Consider the following 19,185-nt stretch of genomic DNA (forward strand, 5'->3'; position numbering starts at 1 on the left):
CTGCTCTTCCGTAAACCTCAGTCGCTTCATCGTCCGTCCTTCCATCAGGGCCGGACTCTAATCACGCGTGGAGGAAAATCAGGGGGTCACGTCATCGTCGATCGCTTTTAAAAGTTCCCCAAGGCCAGCGGGATCCAGAATGGCCGCACGATGCTTTACGATCGGCGACATCAAGGCATCACCTATAAGCGCCGCAGGGTCTGTCTTGCACAGGGACATGGCTACACCATGCCGAAAAACGCGGCTCGCAAAGGCCCGCGTCCTCATGGCGGTTTCTCTTTTCCCGGCCCTCTCGATCGTCTTGAGCGCGGCCAGCAATTCCGCAGGCTCGATATCGGCGATTGGGCGGGCGCCGATTGCGCCTGTCAGATGCGAGAGAAACCAACGCGCTTTCTCGATGGTAGCTTCCGCCTTGCGGTTGCCAACGAACTTCACCTCAATGAAATCCTCTGCCACCGATTGGAAACTGTTCCCAGCGCTGAGCTGGGCGGTAATCTTCTCTTTCTTTCGTTCCTGGAGCGGATCTTTCCCGCTCCGGACGGCGCGCCGCGCCTGATCCCTCAGATCGCGTGCCTCCACCAAACTGACCTCAGGCCAAGGGCCGAGCGCTAGCCGCTTTTCGGTCCCGTGAACGCGATACTTGAAGAACCAGGCCTTTCCGCCACTGGGGCGGACCTCCAGATACAGGCCTTTTTCGTCCGTTTTTCGATAGAGCCTATCGAGTGTCGGAAAAGCGCGGATTTCTGCGGCTCTCAAGCACATTTGGGGGCAAGGCCTCTTCAGCTGTCGCCTTGCCCCCAAATTTGCCCCCGGATTTCTGCGATCCAGTGGGATTTCGTGGAACAAAGCGAGATCGCTCGAAGGAGGAGATTCCTTCGTAGCCCGCCAAAAATCAAGGTTTTAGAACGTTTTGGGAAGAAGGGATGGTGCCGCTTAGGTGACTCGAACACCTGACCCCATCATTACGAATGATGTGCTCTACCGGCTGAGCTAAAGCGGCCTGATCCCCGGAAACGGCGGACCCCATAACAGTGCGCCGGGGCCAAGACAAGCGCCAAGGTGGAATTCGGCGTCACGCGGCGATGCTTGCGGTGAAGCTGTGCACGGCCTGCTGGAGTGCGGCGAGTTCGTCGTCGACGCTGCGGAACGAGGTTTCGACCATGTCCATTTCGGAGGCCATTGCTTCCGTCGTCTGGCGGATCCGGGCGATGGCGTGGGACATGGCATCGGCGGAAAGCGCGGTTTCATCGACCGAACCGCTGATCGTGGTGACGGTGGCGGCCTGGCTGTCCATGGCGGTGCGGATACTGTCGGCGGAGACGCGGACGCCGTCTACGGTGCGGCGGATGGCGCCGTTTGCGTTCACGGTGTTGCGTGTCGCGTCCTGGATGGCGGCGATTTTGGCGGCGATCTCGTCGGTGGCGCGGGCGGTCTGGCCTGCGAGCGACTTCACTTCGGAGGCGACGACGGCAAAGCCGCGGCCGCTATCGCCGGCACGCGCCGCTTCGATCGTGGCGTTGAGCGCAAGAAGATTGGTCTGCCCCGCGATGTCGCGGATCAGGCTGACGATCGATTCGATCGCTTTCCCGTGGCTCTCCAGCATGGAAACGGTCGTCGCCGCGGCATCGGCCTGCGCGGTCGCATCGTTGGCGATGCCCGTGGTGGCATCGACTTCGCGGCGTGTTTCCTCGATGACACGGATCAGGTTCGCGGCGGTCTCGGCGGCCTGGCGCATGGCGACAGCGGACTGCTCGGCGGCGGATGAGACCTCGGCGGCGCTCCCCAGCATCTCGCGCGTGCGCCGCGCCGCCTCCTGCGAGCGTTCGCGGAGCGCGCGACTTTGCGCGCCGGCGCGTTCGACAACGGTGGCGATTTCCTGTCGGAAACGGTTGGCCTGTTCGCGAAACAGCGTATCGACACGCGCCCGTTCGCCGTCGTGGAGCGCGGCGGTGAGCACGCTGGCTTCATAAGAGGCAAGGCGCATCAACGCCGTCGTCGCGCGCAGCAGCTTGGTGGGCTCGGCGGCGAGTGCGGCTGTGAGGTGGCGCAGCACCGCTTCGTCGCTCGCCTGATAGCTCGCCAGCACGACATGGTGCGGTATGCCGCGCCGGTCGATGGCGCGCGCTGCCGCGACGAGCCGCTCGGCGAACGCGGTGCCGAACGGATCGCACCATTTTTCGCGTGCGTAGGCGATGCCTTCGGCCAGTTTGCGGCCTTCGGAATCGTCGGTGCCGGCATGGCCGGGGGCGAGGCGATTGAAATGATCGATATAGGTGCGCACGAACGCTTCAATCTGCGGCTCCACGTGCGGCCAGAACTCTGCGAGTGTCGCAACAAGCGTCCCGCCGGGATCAATGGCCTGCCGTCGATCCGCGACGTTGAGCTGCGGTGTCGACGGCGCCGATACGATGACGCCGGCTCCGCCCGATTTCGCCCAGTCCTGAATTGCCCGTGTCACGCGTGCGCCCCTGATTCACCCGAAACGCGGACGCTAGCGGACATTCCTTAACGACCCTTTGACCATGCCGGGAGCGGGGAAGGCGGCGCGGGCGACGAAACCGGCGGTTAACCATTATTCAACGGCTTCATGGGCAAGGTTCGCGCCGGTTCAGCATTGCCGACGAATTGGGTTCGAATATGAGCGACATGAGCGAAGACTTTCTGGATCTTTCCGAACCGGATTTCGAGGCGCCCCCGATTTTTGCCGACCAGGACGAGCGGCGCATGCATGTTCGCGCCTACAACTACTGGGCGTCGCTGCTGCGCGGTCGCGAGCTGCCGAGTGTCACGGACCTCGATCCGGCGAGCATCGATGATTTCGGGCCGCACTCCATCCTGCTCGACTTCACCGAAGACCGCGAGAACCCGCGCCTGCGCTACATCGGCGCCATCCTGCGCGAGGAATGCGAGCTTTCGAGCGCGGACATCGCGCTCGACCATGTGCCGAGCCGCTCGCTGATTTCGCGGCTTACGGACCATTTCTTCGAGATCATCGCCAACCGCTCACCGATCGGTTTCGAGGCCGAGTTCGTGTCTCAGCGGGGCAACAACACGCTGTATCGCGGCATTCTGATGCCCCTGTCTTCGGACGGCGACAGCATCGATTTCATCTACGGCGTGATCAACTGGAAAGAGCTGGCAGGCGCCGAGTTCGAGGCGCAGCTGGCGTTCGAGGCGCACGAGGCGGACGGCGAGGATGTGATCGTCGTGCATTCGCCCGAAGCTGCGGTCGTCGAGCTGGAGCCGAACGATCTGGCCGGGCGGCTCGCCGTTGCGCGGGCCAATGCCGCCGCCGTGCAGACGGCTGACCAGCGCTCGCGCGCCGCGCTTTATCGTGCGCTCGGCAATGCTTATGATTTCCATCTCGCGTCGGCGGGCGATCCTGACGCGTTCGCGGCGCTGCTTGAAGACGCCGGGCTGAAGGTGCAGGCGCGGGCGCCGCTGACAGCGGTGGCGAAGCTGGTGTTCGGCGCGGACTACGACAAGACGCGGCTTACCGAGTTCGCCTCTGCGCTGGGCGCAGCGGAGCGGGCCGGGATTGCGGCGGGCGGGTTCATTGCGTTCGTGGTGAGTGCCGAGGGCGGGCTGAAGGGGCTGGTGCAGCGGGAACGGGCTGCGCGGGCGAAGCCGGCGGTTAAGCCGACGACCGAGACGGTACGGGCACGGCTTCGTGCGGCCGATCCGCTTGCGCACATCGACCTTCAGAGCGACGAGGAGTTCGTGCTGCTCGTGGCGAAAAGGAACGAATCGGGCGGAATCGATGTGCTGGAGGCTGTTCCGCACACCCAAAACCTGCTCGAAGTGGCGCTGAAACGTCTCGCCGCGCACTGAACTTGCCTCCGCAGAGGCAAAACCGCATAAGGCGGGTCATTCTCTATCCGGAGTATCGAGATGGCGACCGCCGCGGCGACTCATGAAGCGCCGAAACCAAAAGTTTCCCGTAATCTCCTGAAATCATTGGAAACCGCTCTCTTCGATCACGCGCTTCCGGGCGAGACGGAGACACTGGGCAAGGACGCGGCGAAAGCCATCGTCGAATTTGCCGCCGGTCTGCTCGATACACACACGCCCGGCACGCCGGTCATCGAGATCGCCGCTTCGGACGGCGAACCCGGCCGCCGCCGCACATGGATCGGCATTCTGAACGACGACATGCCGTTCCTCGTCGATTCCGTTTCGGCGGCGCTTACCCGCAACGGCATCACCATCCACCGGCTGCTGCATCCGATCCTCGCGGTCGAGCGCGACAAGGCCGGAAAGCTGAAATCGCTCGCGCCCGCGCGGGGCGAGGCCGACGGCGGCCTTCGCGAATCCTTCATCTACGTGGAGGCCGAACGCGTCGGCGCGCGCGGCCGCGCGGCGCTTGCCGAGGATCTGGCGCGCGTGCTTGCCGAAGTGCGCGTCGCGGTGGAAGACTGGCGCGAGATGCTGACCCGCCTGGCCGATGCGCGCATGGAACTCGGCCGTTCCGCGATTCCGGTTCCCGCCGACGAGGTGATGGAAGCCAAGGGCTTCCTCGACTGGCTGGCACAGGACAATTTCACGCTGCTCGGTGCCTGCGATTATGAATTCGGCCGTTCGCTCACTGATCCGAAGGTCGAGCCGAAGGCGGGCGCGGGGCTCGGGCTGCTTCGTGACCCGGGGTTCCCGCTGTGGCGCGGCGCAGAGGGCTTCGAGGTTCTGCCGGCTGCGCTGCGCACCTATATGGCGACGCCCACGCCGCTGCTCATCACCAAGGCGAACACGGTGTCTTCGGTACACCGCAACGCCTTCTACGACGTCGTCAGCGTCAAGCGGTACAACGACAAGGGCAAGGTGATCGGCGAACGCCGCTTCGCGGGCCTGTTCACATCCTCTGCGCTCGCCGCCTCGCCGAAACTGATCCCGATCGTGCGCCGCAAGGTGGAACGCGTCGAGGCCGCGCTCGGCTTCGATCCGCGCAGCCACACAGGCAAGGCGCTCGGCCACATCATTGAGACGTTCCCGCGCGAAGACCTGTTCCTGGTCGATTCCGAGCGGCTGAGCGGCATGGCGCTCGGCATGCTGTCGCTGCTCGAACGCCCGCGTCCGAAGCTGTTCACGCGGCTCGATCCGTTCGGACGGTTCGTGTCGGTGATCGTGTACGTACCGCGCGACGCCTATCACAGCGGCATCCGGGAGCGCGTCGGCGCGATGCTGGAAGACGCATTCCAGGCGCGGCTTTCGCGCTATGACGTGGAACTGCGCGCCGAAGGCCTGGCGCGCGTGCAATATTATCTCGGCACCACACCGGGGCAGGTGCCCGAGGTCGACGAAGCCGCGCTCGATGCGCGGTTGACGTCGCTGGTCCGCGGCTGGGAAGAGGCGCTGGAATCCGCGCTTTCCGAACGGGCCGGGCCGACCCGCGCCGCGCGCCTCGCGCTCAGCCACGGGCGCAGCTTCACGGCATCCTACCGCGAGCAGTTCAGCGCCGAGGACGCCGCCGAGGACGTGATCCGCCTTACCGCGCTGGAAACCGGCGATGATCGCGACGTGTTCATCTATCGCCGGCCCGGCGACGCGGAAAACCGGCTGCGCATCAAGATATACCGGCTCGGAGAAATCATTCCGCTTTCGGAGGTGGTCCCGGCGCTCGAAAACTTCGGGTTCCGCGTGATCGAGGAATATCCGTTCGACCTCGCGGGCGGGCGGCTCGGCTGGATCCACGATTTCATGGTGGAAAGCGGCCGCGGCGAAACCATCGACATGGCGTTCGTGAAAGAACGCGCCGAGCCTGCGCTTCGCTCTGTGCTGAAGGGCGAACAGGAAAACGACGTGTTCAACGCGCTCGTGGTCGGCGCAGGGCTGCCGATCGGCAACGTCGTCTGGCTGCGGGCCTATTTCCGATACATGCGCCAAACCGGCGTCTCCTACAGCCAGCAGACCGTGGTGGACGCACTGCGCGCGCACGGTACGATCGCGGCGGCGCTCGTCGATCTGTTTCGCGCCCGCTTCGTGCCGGGCGTAAAGGGCCGCGACGCGGCGATCGCGGAAGCGCGCGGCAAGATCGACAGCGGCCTTGCCGACGTTTCGGCGATCGATGAAGACCGTATCATCAGCCTGTACCGCGACATCATCTCGGCGACGCTGCGCACCAACGCGTTCGTTGACGGCGGGCCCGAGGCGCTGGCGTTCAAGCTGGATTCAAAGGTGGTGCCCGGCCTGCCGCCGCCCGTGCCTTACCGCGAGATCTGGGTCTATTCCCCCCGCGTGGAAGGCATCCACCTGCGCGGCGGACGCATCGCGCGCGGCGGGCTGCGCTGGTCCGACCGGCGCGACGATTTCCGCACGGAGGTGCTCGGCCTCGTGAAGGCGCAGATGGTGAAGAACGCGGTGATCGTTCCCACCGGCTCCAAGGGCGGCTTTTATCCCAAGCATTTGCCGCCCGCGTCGAACCGCGAGGCGTGGCTGGCGGAAGGCCAGGAATCGTATCGCATCTACATCCGCGCGCTGCTTTCGGTGACGGACAATATCGTGGACGGCAAGGACGTGCCGCCCGCAGGCGTTGTCTGCCACGATGCCCCCGATCCGTATCTGGTCGTCGCCGCCGACAAGGGTACGGCGACCTTTTCCGACATCGCGAATGCGATCAGCATCGATCACGGCTTCTGGCTGGGCGACGCCTTCGCGAGCGGCGGCGCCAACGGCTATGACCACAAGGCGATGGGCATCACCGCCAAGGGCGCGTGGATTTCGGTGCAGCGGCATTTCCGCGAACGCGGCGTCGATGTGCAGAAAGACCCGATCCGTGTGATGGGCGTGGGCGACATGTCGGGCGACGTATTCGGCAACGGCATGCTGCTTTCGAAAACGCTGCAGGTCGTTGCGGCGTTCGACCATCGGCACATCTTCCTCGATCCCGAACCCGACGCCGCGAAAAGCTGGAAGGAACGCGACCGGCTGTTCAAACTGCCGCGATCCTCGTGGGACGATTACGACAAGACACTGATTTCGAAGGGCGGCGGCGTGTTTTCGCGCAACCAGAAATCCATCGCGATCAGCCCCGAGGTTCAGGCGATGCTGGACATCGATGCCAAGAGCCTGTCGCCCAACCAGCTGATGAACGCGATCCTAAAAATGCGCGCCGACCTCTGCTGGTTCGGCGGCATCGGCACGTATGTGAAGGCGGTGACGGAATCGAACGCGGACGTCGGCGACCGCGCCAACGACGCCGTTCGCGTGAATGCCGAGGAGATGCGCGTGCGCGTGATCGGCGAAGGCGCGAACCTTGGCGTTACGCAGCAGGGCCGCATCGCGTTTGCGCGCGCCCACGGCCGCATCAACACCGACTTCATCGACAATTCGGCAGGCGTCGATTGTTCGGACAATGAAGTGAACATCAAGATCGCGCTGCAGCCCGCGCTCGCTTCGGGCAAGATGAGCATGGCGGCGCGCAACACGCTGCTTGAATCGATGACCGACGACGTCGGCCAGCTCGTGCTGCGCGACAACGTGATGCAGACGCAGGCGATCTCCGTCGCTGAAAGCGGCGGCAGCGGCGCGCTGCCCGCGTTTCAGCGGGTGATCCAGCTTCTGGAGGCAAGCGGGCGGCTCGACCGCGTCGTCGAGAACCTGCCGACCGACGAACAGCTTACGCAGCGCGCGCTCGGCGGCGGCGGGCTTGAACGTCCCGAACTGGCCGTTCTGCTCGCCTATGCGAAGATGACGCTTTACGACACGATCGTGGAAAGTCAGTTGCCCGACGATCCGCTGCTCGTTCAGGATCTCGAAATGGCGTTTCCGCCCGCCGTTCTGAAGGCGTTCAAGGCGGGCGTGACCGGCCACCGGCTGCGCCGCGAGATTATCGCGACGAAACTCGCGAACCAGATCGTCAATCGCGGCGGCATCACGCTTGCTTTCGAACTCTCCGAAGAGCAGGGGACGAGCCTCGCGCACGTCGCCTCCGCCTTCGTGATGGCGCGCGAACTTTTCGATCTTCGCGATTTGTGGCGGACGATCGATGCCGCCGCGGTCGACGCGCGCACCCACATCGTGCTGCACACGAAATCGATACGCGGGCTGCGCACGCAGATGGCCGATGTGATGCGCGCCTCGGCGACGGGCGATCTGCCCTCCGCGTGCATCACAGCTTGGAAAAGCGGGATCCAGCGGCTCGGCAAGCAGCTCGACAAGCTGCTGCGGCCGGAACCGCGCGCGCAGCTCGAACGTCTGCGGCAGGAACTGCTGCGCGACGGGGCGCCGGGCGACATCACCGAGCGTCTGGTGGAGCTGGAAGGCCTGGACGGGGCGATCGGCAACGCGAAGCTGGCTTCTGAACTCGGCGTCACCGAACGCGCGATCGCCGACGCCTACACGCGCGTCGGCGAAACGCTGGGGCTGGACTGGGCGAAGGGCGTGACCGCGCAGCTCTCGCCGTCCGACCCGTGGGAGCGTCTGCTCGTCGCGGGGCTGCTGCGCGATTTCGAGCAGCTTCGGATCGATCTCATCAAGCGCCAGACGAAAAAGGGCGGCGATCCCGTGAAGGCGATCGAGGCTTGGAGCGCGGCCAATCCGCTCGTGATCCAGCGCATGGCGGATGCCACGGCGCGGGCGCGCAAGGCCGGCGTCGTCACCACCGCGATGCTGGCGCATCTCGGCAGCCAGGCGCGGGCGCTGCTGGCGTCTTCGTAGGGCTGCGGGGCGCGCACGACATTCGGCCACCGCGCTTCGCTGCGGGTTCAGGCACTATTCACGGCGCGCGGCGTTGGGTACGGTGAGAACGCCGTTCACCAGCGGACGGCGGCGGAAAGGAACGCGATGATTCGTCTGGCTCTGGTTGCCGCGATTGGAATGGCGGGCGCTGTGGTTTCCGGTTCGGCGCTGGCGCAGGCCGCGCAGACCGAATCCAAACCCGCGACGGACAGCGGCGTGCTCAAGCGCGTGCCGCTCGACCAGTGGATGCCGGAAAATTGCCCGAATCCCGAACGTCGCGGCGAGATCGTCGTCTGCGGCCGCCCCGATGAAGAGCCCACCGTGGAAACCCCGCCCGAGCCGGGCGAGCCGGGTACGGACGTTCCGAGCGACCGGTTGAAGCTCACCGAGCCTGGGAATGTCGCCCCGAGCAGCGCGTGCAGCGCAGTTGGCCCCGCCGGCGATGTCGGTTGCAGCCGCAACGAATACGATCAGTGGCGCCGCGAGCGTCAGCTCGACAAGGCGCGCGCGAAGGTTCCGGAGCCGAAGTAAGCGGCCGTTGCAATTAAGCCCCTCTCCTTCAGGGGAGGGGTTGGGGTGGGGTGGTTCAGCCCTGCGCCGCGTTGGGGGATGTGCCCTACCCCCGGCCCCTCCCTTGAAGAGGAGGGCGGATTGGCGGTATTTTCAGAAATCCAGCTTGTCGTAGTGCGCGGGCGGCGAGAGGCCGTCCATGCGTTCCGACAGGAGCGCGCGAAACGTCGGGCGTGATTTGATCGCCGAGTACCACTGCTTCGCCGTGGCATGGCCCTGCCATTCGAGCGCCGAGAGATAATCGATCACGGAAAGATGCGCCGCCGCCGTGATGTCGGCGAGGCCGAACGTCGTGCCGGAAAGCCAGCGGCGATGATCGAGCAGGTATTCGATGTAGCCGAGGTGGTTTTCAAGGTTGCGCCCTGCGGTGCGCAGCGCCCCGCCGTCGGGCGCGGCGCGCTGAACGACGCGCTTGTACATGCGCTCGGCGAGCAGGATGTGGCCGACTTCCGCGTAGAATTTCTGATCGAACCACACGCACAGGCGCCGCACTTCGGCGCGGTCTGCCGCGCTTGCGCCGAGCAGCGGCATGCGCTCGATCGTTTCTTCGAAATATTCGCAGATCGCGGTGCTGTCGATGAGCGCGGCGCCGCGATCGCCGACCAGCACCGGGGTTTGCCCGGCCGGATTGAGATCGACGAATTCGTCGCGGCGCGCCCACGGCAACTCGGGCACAAGCTCCACCTCCACGCCCTTCTCGGCGAGGGCGAGGCGGACCTTACGCGAGAACGGGCAAAGCGGATATTGGTAGAGGCGCCACATGGTTAAGTCCCGTGTAGGGAGAAGCCTGCGGCGCTGCAACCTTACTCCGCAGCAACCACGCTTTCCGCATCCTCCAGCGCGTGGCGGAGACGGCTGATCATTTCCTTGGGGCAGACCTGCACGAAGCGGGGCAGGGCGATTTCCCAGTCTTCGAGGATCGACTGCGCCCACGCGGAATCGGTTTCGCGGTGGTGCGCCTCTATGGCGGCGCGCAGCACGCCCTCCCAGTAGGCGGCGCGAACCGGCTGCCAGATCACGCTGTCGGGGTTGACGCGCGTGTCGAAATCCCCCGCCGTATCGTAGACGAACGCCATGCCGCCGGTCATGCCCGCGCCGAAATTGTCGCCCACGGGGCCGAGGATCACCGCCATGCCGCCGGTCATGTATTCGCAGCCGTTGGCGCCGCAGCCCTCGACGACGACCTCCGCGCCCGAGTTGCGGACGGCGAAGCGCTCGCCCGCCTGACCCGCCGCATAAAGCCGCCCGGATGTGGCGCCGTAGAGCACGGTGTTGCCGATGATCGTGTTCTCGTTCGATTTGAGCGGCGAGGAGACGAGCGGGCGCACCACGATCGTCGCGCCCGAAAGCCCCTTGCCGACATAGTCGTTCGCGTCGCCGAAGACTTCGAGCTTGAGGCCCTGCACCGCAAACGCGCCGAGCGACTGGCCCGCCGCGCCGCGCAGGCGGACGTGGACATGGCCCGGCGCAAGGCCGGTCATGCCGTACTTGCGCGTGATCGCCGAGGAGAAGCGCGTGCCGACGGCGCGGTGCGTGTTGCGCACGCTGTACGTCAGCTGCATCTTCTCGCCGCGCTCGAACACCGCCTTGGCGTCGACGAGCATCTGCGCGTCGAGGCTGTCGGGCACTTCGTTGCGGCGCGTTTTCAGGTTGAAGCGGCGCTCGCTGTCGGGCGCGTCCACCTTGGCGAGGATGGGATTCAAATCGAGGTCGTCGAGATGCTCGGCGCCGCGGCTGACCTGACGGAGCAGCTCGGTGCGGCCGACGATCTCGTCGAGGCTGCGGAAGCCGAGCCCGGCGAGGATGTCGCGGACCTCTTCGGCGATGAAGCTCATCAGGTTGATGACCTTCTCAGGGCTGCCCGTGAACTGCTGGCGCAGCTTGTCGTCCTGCGTGCAGACGCCCACGGGGCAGGTGTTCGAATGGCACTGGCGCACCATGATGCAGCCCATCGCGACGAGGCTCAAAGTGCCGATGCCGAACTCCTCGGCGCCGAGGATCGCGGCGATCACCACGTCGCGCCCGGTCTTGAGGCCGCCGTCGGTGCGGAGCTTCACGCGGCCGCGCAGGCTGTTGAGCGTCAGCACCTGGTTGACCTCGGTGAGGCCCATTTCCCACGGCGTGCCCGCGTACTTGATCGAGGTCTGCGGAGAGGCGCCGGTGCCGCCGACGTTGCCCGAGACGAGGATCACGTCCGCGTGCGCCTTCGCGACGCCCGCCGCGATCGTGCCGATGCCCGCTTCGGAGACGAGCTTCACGCAGACGCGCGCGTCCGGGTTGATCTGCTTCAGGTCGTAGATGAGCTGTGCCAAATCCTCGATCGAATAGATGTCGTGGTGCGGCGGCGGCGAGATGAGCATCACGCCGGGCGTCGAGTGGCGCAGGCGCGCGATCATCTCGGTGACCTTGAAGCCGGGAAGCTGCCCGCCCTCGCCGGGCTTGGCGCCCTGCGCGACCTTGATCTCGATCTCCTCGCAGGCGTTCAGATATTCGGCGGTGACACCGAAGCGCCCGCTCGCGATCTGCTTGATGACCGAGTTCGCATTGTCGCCGTTGGGATAGGGCTTGTAGCGCGAACGGTCTTCTCCGCCTTCACCCGACACCGCCTTGGCGCCGATGCGGTTCATCGCGATCGACAGCGTCTCGTGCGCCTCGGGCGAGAGCGCGCCGAGCGACATGCCCGGCGTCACGAAGCGCTTGCGGATCTCCGCGATCGACTGCACTTCTTCCACCGCCACGGGCGGATTGATGTGATTGAATTCCAGAAGATCGCGCAGATAGATCGGCGGTAGATCACGCACGCCGCGGCTGAACTGCAGATAGGTGGAATAGCTGTCGCTCGCCACCGCCTGCTGCAGCAGGTGGATGAGGTTTGCCTGATAGGCGTGCGGCTCGCCGTTCGCGCGGTAGCGATAGAGCCCGCCGATGGGGAGCGCCGTGATTTCCTCGTCGTAGGCAAGCGCGTGCCGGTCGCCCGCGCTGACGTGCAGCGAGGAAAAGCCTTCGCCCGAAATCTTCGCGGGCATGCCGGGGAAGAAATCGGCAACGAGCGCGCGCGACAGGCCGACCGCTTCGAAATTATAGCCGCCGCGATAGGACGAGATGACGCTGATGCCCATCTTGCCCATGATCTTGAGAAGCCCGTCCTCGATCGCCTTGCGGAAACGGTTGACGCAGGCGGTGAGGTCCAGGTCGCCGAACAGGCCCTTGGCGTGGCGCGCCGCAATCGATTCCTGCGCGAGCCACGCATTCACGGTGGTGGCGCCGACACCGATCAGCACCGCGAAATAATGCGTGTCCATGCACTCGGCGGAGCGCACGTTGATGCTGGCGAACGAGCGCAGCCCCTTGCGCACGAGATGCGTGTGCACGCCCGCCGCCGCGAGGATCATGGTGATGCCCGCGCGCGTCTTCGAGACGGTCTCGTCGGTGAGGAACAATTGGCTCTTGCCCGAACGCACCAGATGCTCGGCCTCGGCGCGCACGCGCGCGATCGCCTCGCGCAGCGCGCCGGGTCCGCCCGTGACATCGTAGGTGCAATCGATCGTGGCCGCCTGATCGCCGAAATGCGCAAGCAGACGCGCCCAGTCGCGGTTCGAGAGCACGGGCGATTCCATCACCATCACGCCCTGCTGCTTGGCATCCTTGTCGAGGATGTTCGCGTAGTTCGAAAAGCGCGTCTTCAGGCTCATCACGCGGGTTTCGCGAAGCGAGTCGATCGGCGGGTTCGTCACCTGGCTGAAATTCTGGCGGAAGAAATGCGACAGGCAGCGCGGGTTTTCGGAAATCACCGCGAGCGGCGTATCGTCGCCCATCGATCCGACAGCTTCCTTGGCGTCCTCCACCATCGGCGCGAGGATCAGTTCCATGTCTTCCATGGTGAGGCCCGCCGCGACCTGACGGCGGCGAAGCTCGTCGGCATCGAGCGTCTGGCCCGGCTCCGGCGCGTCCGCGCCCGCAACGTCGGCGAAGTTGCGGAAGCCCTTCACGAGCGCGGCATAATCCGCCTCTCCCGAAACGCGGTCCTTGATCGCCTTGTCGTCGTAGTAGCGCGCCTCGTCGAGATCGACCGCGATCATCTGGCCCGGCCCGAGCCGGCCTTTCTCGATCACCGTGGCTTCGGGCACGATGACCATGCCGGTTTCCGATCCGACGATCAGCAGATTGTCGCTGGTGCGCGTGAAGCGCATCGGCCGCAGCGCGTTGCGGTCGACGGCGGCGGCGACCCAGCGCCCGTCCGTCATGGCGAGCGCGGCGGGGCCGTCCCACGGCTCCATGACGCTGGCGAAAAAGGCGTACATGTCGCGGTGCGCCTGCGCGAGCGTGGTGTCCTTGTTCCACGCCTCGGGCACCAGCATCAGCTTCGCCGTCGGCGCGTCGCGGCCCGAACGCACCATCACCTCGAACGTCGCATCGAGCGCGGCGGTATCCGAAGCGCCCGCCGGGATCACCGGCTTGATGTCTTCCGAAAGATCGCCGAAGGCCTGCGCGGCCATCTTGATCTCATGGCTTTTCATCAGGTTCTTGTTGCCGCGAACCGTGTTGATCTCGCCGTTGTGCGCAAGGCAGCGGAAGGGCTGCGCCAGCCACCATGTGGGGAAGGTGTTCGTCGAATAGCGCTGGTGATAGATCGCGAAGCGGCTGACGAATTTTTCATCCTGAAGATCGGGAAAGAAAACCGAAAGCGCCTCGGCGAGGAACAGCCCCTTGTAGATGATGGAGCGCGACGACAGCGAGCAGATGTAGAAGCCCTGAATCTGCGCCTCGACGATCTTCTTTTCGATGCGGCGGCGGATCAGATACAGATCCTTCTCGAACGCATCCTGATTTTCATAATGATCGCCGGGCTGCGGACCCTTGATCATGATCTGCTCGATCTCGGGACGCGTCTGCTTGGCCTTGTCGCCGATCACCGAGGTGTCGACGGGCACCTGCCGCCAGCCGTAGATCTCGTAGCCGAAATCGATGATTTCGGATTCGACGATGCTGCGGCAGGTTTCCTGCTCGGCCATGTTCGTGCGCGGCAGGAACACCTGCCCCACCGCGAGCAGGCGATCGATGCGGTGCTTGTGGCCCGCGTGCTCGATGTGCTTTGAAAAGAACGCAATGGGCAGCTCGACATGAATGCCCGCGCCGTCGCCGGTCTTGCCGTCCGCATCCACCGCGCCGCGATGCCAAACCGCCTTCAGCGCATCGATGCCAAGCGCCACCACGCGCCGCGACGGCTTGCCGTCGGTCGCCGCGATGAGCCCGACGCCGCAGGCATCGGATTCCATATCCGGGCGGTACATGCCCTCGCGGGCGATGCGTTCACGTTCTGCGGAGTTGATCGTCATTTCGCTTCATCCAGCATTTCGCGCTGTGCGCGTGCAAAACCATTCGAGACGGCAGCCATGCCGGCGGTCATTCCGGCGCGTTCGCCGATGGCTTTCATGCTCGCTTGCGTCTGCTTTTCGGCGGCGATGAATTTCTGCCCGGCCGGGCTTTTCAGAAAGGCGATCGCGGCATCGAGTTCGGCGGGGGAAAGCGCGGTTCGATAGGCGGCGGTGAATTCGGCGAGCATCGCCGGATAGGTCTTGCGCAGTTCGGCGAGAAATTCCTCGGCCAGAATTTTCTGCAGCCGCTCGCGTCCGCCACGACCGTTTTCGATGAGATTGCGAACGGTGCCGCTGGTGCCCTGTTCGGTTTCGAGCTGCGCGACGACCTGCGTTCCGAACATCGGCACGAGCGTGCTGAACACCTCGTCGAGCTTGGCTTCGACGCCCATGAGGGAGACGAGCTGCGCTGCGCGGTTGGGCTCTGCCGCGAGGGCAGGGGGCGCGGCGAGCAGAAGCGCTGCCGCGAGCGTGAGGAGACGCGCCTTCATGCGGCGGCTTTCGTGGCGGACGCGCCTGCGCGCGCGGCGAGATAGGTGTGCATCGTTTTCGCGACGTCGCGGCCGTCGCGGATCGCCCAGACGACGAGGCTGGCGCCGCGCACGATGTCTCCGGCGGCGAACACGCCGTCCACACTCGTCATCATCGTCTTGTGATCGGTGCGCAGCGTGCCCCAGCGGGTGACGGTGAGATCGGGCGCGCCGAACATCTGCGGCAGGTCTTCGGGATCGAACCCCAGCGCCTTGATGACAAGATCCGCCTCGACACGGAAATCGCCGCCCTCGATCACTTCGGGCGCGCGGCGGCCGGAGGCATCGGGCGCGCCGAGGCGCATCTGCTGCGCGCGCACGCCCGCGACCTTGCCGGCGTTGTCATCGAACGCCTGCGGGGCGGAGAGCCAGACGAACACGACGCCTTCTTCCTCGGCGTTCGCCACTTCGCGCTGCGAGCCCGGCATGTTGGCGCGGTCCCGCCGGTAGAGGCACTTCACCGAGGCCGCGCCCTGACGCACGGCGGTGCGAACGCAGTCCATCGCCGTGTCGCCGCCGCCGACGACGACGACGTGCTTGCCTTCCGCGTTCAGCGATCCGTTCTCGAACGCGGGGACGCTGTCGCCGAAGCTCTTGCGGTTCGATGCGATCAGATAATCGAGCGCGGGGATGACGCCGCCCGCGCCGACGCCCGGCGCCTTGATATCGCGCGCCTTGTAGACGCCGGTGGCGACGAGCAGCGCGTCGTGCTTCGCGCGGAGCTGCGCGAGCGTCATGTCGCGGCCGACCTCGAAATCATAATGGAAGACGATGCCGCCTTCCTCCAGCCGCGCGAGACGGCGCATGACGATTTCCTTTTCCAGCTTGAAGCCGGGAATGCCGTAGGTGAGCAGCCCGCCGCCGCGATCGTGGCGATCGTAAACATGAACCTCGTAGCCGCGCCGCCGCAGATACTCGGCTGCGGTCACGCCCGCAGGCCCCGCGCCGATGATGCCGACCGACTGGCCCGAACGATCGCTGAGCGGACGCAGCGGACGCACCCAGCCTTCCTTCCACGCGGTGTCGGTGATGAACTTTTCGACCGAGCCGATGGTGACGGCGCCGTGGCCCGACTGCTCGATCACGCAATTGCCTTCGCACAGGCGATCCTGCGGGCAGATGCGGCCGCAGACCTCGGGCATGGTGGAGGTTGCTTCGGAAAGCTCGTAGGCCTCCTGCAGGCGGCCTTCGGCGGTGAGGCGCAGCCAATCGGGGATGTTGTTGTGAAGCGGGCAGTGGACCTGACAGAAGGGCACGCCGCACTGCGAACAGCGCGAGGCCTGCTCCTCCGCCTTCGCGAGGATATAGGCGCGGTTGATTTCCAGGAAATCGTCGTCGCGCTCGGCGGCCGGGCGCTTTTCGGGGAACGCCTGCCCGACGCCTACAAATTTCAGCATATCCTTTTCGGCCACCCGATATCCCCTTGTGCGTCCGATTGTGCGTCCGGCCGGGCTTTTACGGTCGTCAGACGCCCTTGTCACGTAATTTTTGGCGAATAGGTAAGCAATATTTACATATTAATTGCCCAAAATGATCTTATCGCAATTCGTTCGCAGAAAAACAGGGTGAAAATAGGGCCGAACTGGACTTAACTGGCGGGGGGACGCCCCGAATCGGCTATGCTATGCCCACGCCCGATCTTTTCGCGGGAGAGCCCATGTCGTTTCTGCAACTGCTTCTTATCGCCATCGTTCAAGGCGTCACCGAATTCCTGCCGATCTCGTCCTCCGGGCACCTGATCCTCATTCCCAAGCTCACCGATTTTCCCGATCAGGGCCCGGTGATCGACGTTGCCGTCCATGTCGGCACGCTGGCGGCGATCATCGTCTATTTCTGGCGCGACGCGCTCGGCCTGGCGCGGGGCGGGCTTTCGAACGTCGGGCTGGTGAAGGCGCCGGCGGAACGGAGGCTGTTCTGGTGGATCGTCATCGGCACGATCCCGGCGGTCGCGGTGGGGCTGTTTCTCAAAACCGGCGGCTATCTCGAAGGGTTTCGGTCCACGCACCTCGTGGCGATCAATCTCATCGTCTACGGGCTGCTGCTGTGGGCGGCGGATCATTGGGGCAAGCAGACCAAGGCGTATGAGGATCTGACGCTGAAGGACGCGGTTCTCGTGGGCCTCGCGCAGGCGCTCGCGCTGATACCCGGCACCAGCCGTTCGGGCGTCACCATGACGATGGCGCGCTTTCTGGGCTACGCACGTCCCGAGGCGGCGCGCTTCTCGTTCCTGCTTTCGATGCCGGCCGTCGCGGGCGCGGGCCTGCTCGCGGCGTTCGACCTTGCCGAAGCCTCCGCCGCCATGCAGCGCGATGCAATCATCGCGGGCGTGCTCACCTTCTTCGCAGCCGTGGCGACGATGGCGTTCCTGATGCGCTTCCTGCGCCGGGGGTCGATGCTGATCTTCGTGGTTTACCGCGTGGCGCTCGGCGTGGTGCTGCTCGCGTTCTTCTAGGCGGGGCTGAAACGGCCGTGCGGGCGGAACCGCACGAGCCAGCCGGGCGCGACCGCCGCCATCGGCGTCGCGGCGAGCCCGAGCGCGGCGAGGCCGGGCGCGCCTTCGGGCACGATGTTGTCGCTTTGCAGCATCGTCCACTGGTCGCTGGTGAGCGGCGCGCCGGGCAGCCAGCCGGTAAGGCTCGCCATCAGGCTCGCGGCGGCATCGGGCATATCGACGAGCGCCGGGGTGCGCCCGGTCGTCTCGGCAAGCCATTCAAGAAGACCGCGCATCGTCAGCACGTCGGGACCGCCGAGCGACACGGTCTTGGCGCCGTGGAGCGACGGTTCGCAGACCGCCGCCGCAACCGCGCGGGCTACATCGACAACATAAACCGGCTGGAATTTCGTTCTCGGCGCCACCACCGGCACCACCGGCAGGCGCAGGAGACCGGCGAAGCGGTTCAGGAACTGGTCCTCGGGGCCGAAGATCACCGACGGACGCAGGATCGTCGCCTTCGGGAACGCGGCACGCACGGCCGCCTCTCCCAGCGCCTTGCTGCGGCCGTAGCCGGATTCGCTCTCCGCATCCGCACCGAGCGCCGACACATGCACCAGCGCGCCCGCGCCCGCCGCCGCAGCGGCCTTCGCGACGGCACCGGCGGCGTTCACGTGAACGGCTTCGAACCCGCCCTGCGAATCGGAAAGGATGCCGACGAGGTTGATAACAGCATCCGCCCCCTCGACCGCACGGGCGATCGACGCCTCGCTGCGAAGGTCCGTGCGGACGAAATCGAGCTGGCCGAGCGCGGCGAGCGGGCGCACGTGCAGGGCAAGGTGCGGATCGCGCGTCGCAACACGCAGCCGCGCTCCCGTCTTCGCCAGCGCCTGCACGACATAGCGCCCCACGAAGCCCGAACCGCCGAAGATCGTAATCAGCTTCGCCACACCCCTAATCCTTCCGACCACGCAATCGTTCCCGCGCCGCATATTCCATACGCAGGCCCATTGACAAGCACGGGGACGAACCGTAACCCGCATCGCCTCGCGAGGCGAGAGTATCCGACCCTGTGCCCAGGTGGCGGAATTGGTAGACGCGCTAGCTTCAGGTGCTAGTGCCGGTAACGGCGTGAAGGTTCGAGTCCTTTCCTGGGCACCATTTGTTCTCCTCATGAAATTCCAAGAGCATGGATAAAACGGCAGAATTCTGCCATTTTAGCCTTGGTCCTGTCCTATGGCATCCGAGGGAATTTCACTCCATCCCAGCCAAAAACGGGCCACCAAAAGGGCATCGGTGGCCCGGAAAAATGCGGTGGCCCGGGTGCTGATAATTTGGTGATGGCCCAGCGATGGCCCGGACTGACCCTTTGTTGAAGGAGATCAGTGGCGGCTCTTACGGGTGTGGCAATTCGCGCGGTCAAAGCGAAGGACCGAAGCTACAAGTGCACTGATGGGCGCGGACTCTACATCGAGGTGCGTCCCACGGGTGCGAAGCCGTGGCGGTACAAGTACCTGTTTGATCCCAGGCTTTGATGGTGCATTATTCAGCCAGCAATGGAAGGATGCGCTATGGGACAGATACTCCATGGGAGCGCCACAACGACTGA

General features: G+C 65.3%; 12 protein-coding genes and 2 tRNA genes. 6 read left to right on the top strand and 8 right to left on the bottom strand.

Going from position 1 to position 19,185, the window contains the following annotated elements:
* Window positions 1–78: 78 nt before the first annotated feature.
* The 3 genes from GGQ98_RS16895 to GGQ98_RS18885 form a co-directional block, all read right to left on the bottom strand.
* Window positions 79–756 carry a tyrosine-type recombinase/integrase gene (locus GGQ98_RS16895; protein WP_243451977.1) on the bottom strand — a complete coding sequence of 226 codons (678 nt, stop codon included), beginning with the start codon at window positions 754–756 and terminating at the stop codon, window positions 79–81.
* Between the two features lie 168 nt (window positions 757–924).
* Window positions 925–1,000, bottom strand: a tRNA-Thr gene (locus GGQ98_RS16900).
* Window positions 1,001–1,072: 72 nt separating this feature from the next.
* Window positions 1,073–2,458, bottom strand: coding sequence for a methyl-accepting chemotaxis protein (locus GGQ98_RS18885; protein WP_341534247.1), 1,386 nt, complete (start codon window positions 2,456–2,458; stop codon window positions 1,073–1,075).
* Window positions 2,459–2,637: 179 nt separating this feature from the next.
* On the opposite strand from GGQ98_RS18885, the gene GGQ98_RS16910 reads away from it, so the two are divergent.
* The 3 genes from GGQ98_RS16910 to GGQ98_RS16920 all read left to right on the top strand — a co-directional run bounded on the left by GGQ98_RS16910 (window position 2,638) and on the right by GGQ98_RS16920 (window position 9,201).
* Window positions 2,638–3,831: a PAS domain-containing protein gene (locus tag GGQ98_RS16910; RefSeq protein ID WP_184071642.1), complete on the top strand. Its 1,194-nt coding sequence runs from the start codon at window positions 2,638–2,640 to the stop codon at window positions 3,829–3,831.
* 126 nt (window positions 3,832–3,957) lie between these two features.
* A complete protein-coding gene (locus GGQ98_RS16915) occupies window positions 3,958–8,649 on the top strand; it encodes an NAD-glutamate dehydrogenase (protein ID WP_243451978.1) in 4,692 nt (1,563 codons plus the stop codon).
* A 126-nt stretch (window positions 8,650–8,775) separates the two neighbouring features.
* On the top strand, window positions 8,776–9,201 hold the full coding sequence (locus tag GGQ98_RS16920) for a hypothetical protein (protein ID WP_184071646.1): 426 nt from the start codon (window positions 8,776–8,778) through the stop codon (window positions 9,199–9,201).
* A 132-nt stretch (window positions 9,202–9,333) separates the two neighbouring features.
* Here GGQ98_RS16920 and GGQ98_RS16925 read toward each other — a convergent pair whose 3' ends face one another.
* Genes GGQ98_RS16925 through GGQ98_RS16940 form a run of 4 tightly spaced genes read right to left on the bottom strand, consistent with a single transcriptional unit; the run spans window position 9,334 to window position 16,557 of the window.
* The gene (locus GGQ98_RS16925) at window positions 9,334–10,002 is read right to left on the bottom strand and encodes a glutathione S-transferase family protein (protein WP_184071648.1); all 669 of its coding nucleotides are present in this window, start codon (window positions 10,000–10,002) and stop codon (window positions 9,334–9,336) included.
* A 41-nt stretch (window positions 10,003–10,043) separates the two neighbouring features.
* A complete protein-coding gene (gltB, locus tag GGQ98_RS16930; protein WP_184071650.1) occupies window positions 10,044–14,576 on the bottom strand; it encodes a glutamate synthase large subunit in 4,533 nt (1,510 codons plus the stop codon).
* Window positions 14,573–15,106 carry a DUF2059 domain-containing protein gene (locus GGQ98_RS16935; RefSeq protein ID WP_184071652.1) on the bottom strand — a complete coding sequence of 178 codons (534 nt, stop codon included), beginning with the start codon at window positions 15,104–15,106 and terminating at the stop codon, window positions 14,573–14,575. Before GGQ98_RS16935 ends, gltB begins: the two co-directional genes overlap by 4 nt.
* Complete coding sequence (locus tag GGQ98_RS16940) at window positions 15,103–16,557, bottom strand: FAD-dependent oxidoreductase (protein WP_184071654.1); 1,455 nt, start codon at window positions 16,555–16,557, stop codon at window positions 15,103–15,105. The genes GGQ98_RS16935 and GGQ98_RS16940 overlap by 4 nt, the downstream gene beginning before the upstream one ends.
* A 245-nt stretch (window positions 16,558–16,802) precedes the next feature.
* On the opposite strand from GGQ98_RS16940, the gene GGQ98_RS16945 reads away from it, so the two are divergent.
* The gene (locus GGQ98_RS16945) at window positions 16,803–17,597 is read left to right on the top strand and encodes an undecaprenyl-diphosphate phosphatase (RefSeq protein ID WP_184071656.1); all 795 of its coding nucleotides are present in this window, start codon (window positions 16,803–16,805) and stop codon (window positions 17,595–17,597) included.
* Here the strand turns inward: GGQ98_RS16945 and GGQ98_RS16950 are convergent.
* Window positions 17,594–18,526 (bottom strand): complex I NDUFA9 subunit family protein, encoded by a 933-nt coding sequence (locus GGQ98_RS16950; RefSeq protein WP_341534248.1) that lies wholly within the window; start codon window positions 18,524–18,526, stop codon window positions 17,594–17,596. The genes GGQ98_RS16945 and GGQ98_RS16950 overlap by 4 nt on opposite strands.
* Window positions 18,527–18,650: 124 nt before the next feature.
* Between GGQ98_RS16950 and GGQ98_RS16955 the strand changes: the two genes are divergently transcribed.
* A tRNA-Leu gene (locus GGQ98_RS16955) sits at window positions 18,651–18,737 on the top strand.
* Window positions 18,738–18,979: 242 nt separating this feature from the next.
* Entirely contained in the window at window positions 18,980–19,111 is a 132-nt protein-coding gene (locus tag GGQ98_RS18890) for an Arm DNA-binding domain-containing protein (RefSeq protein ID WP_341534249.1), read from the top strand.
* The last annotated feature ends 74 nt before the right edge of the window (window positions 19,112–19,185 follow it).

This window comes from Sphingosinicella soli, from assembly GCF_014199685.1.
GTDB classification, from domain to species: Bacteria; Pseudomonadota; Alphaproteobacteria; order Sphingomonadales; family Sphingomonadaceae; genus Sphingosinicella; species Sphingosinicella soli.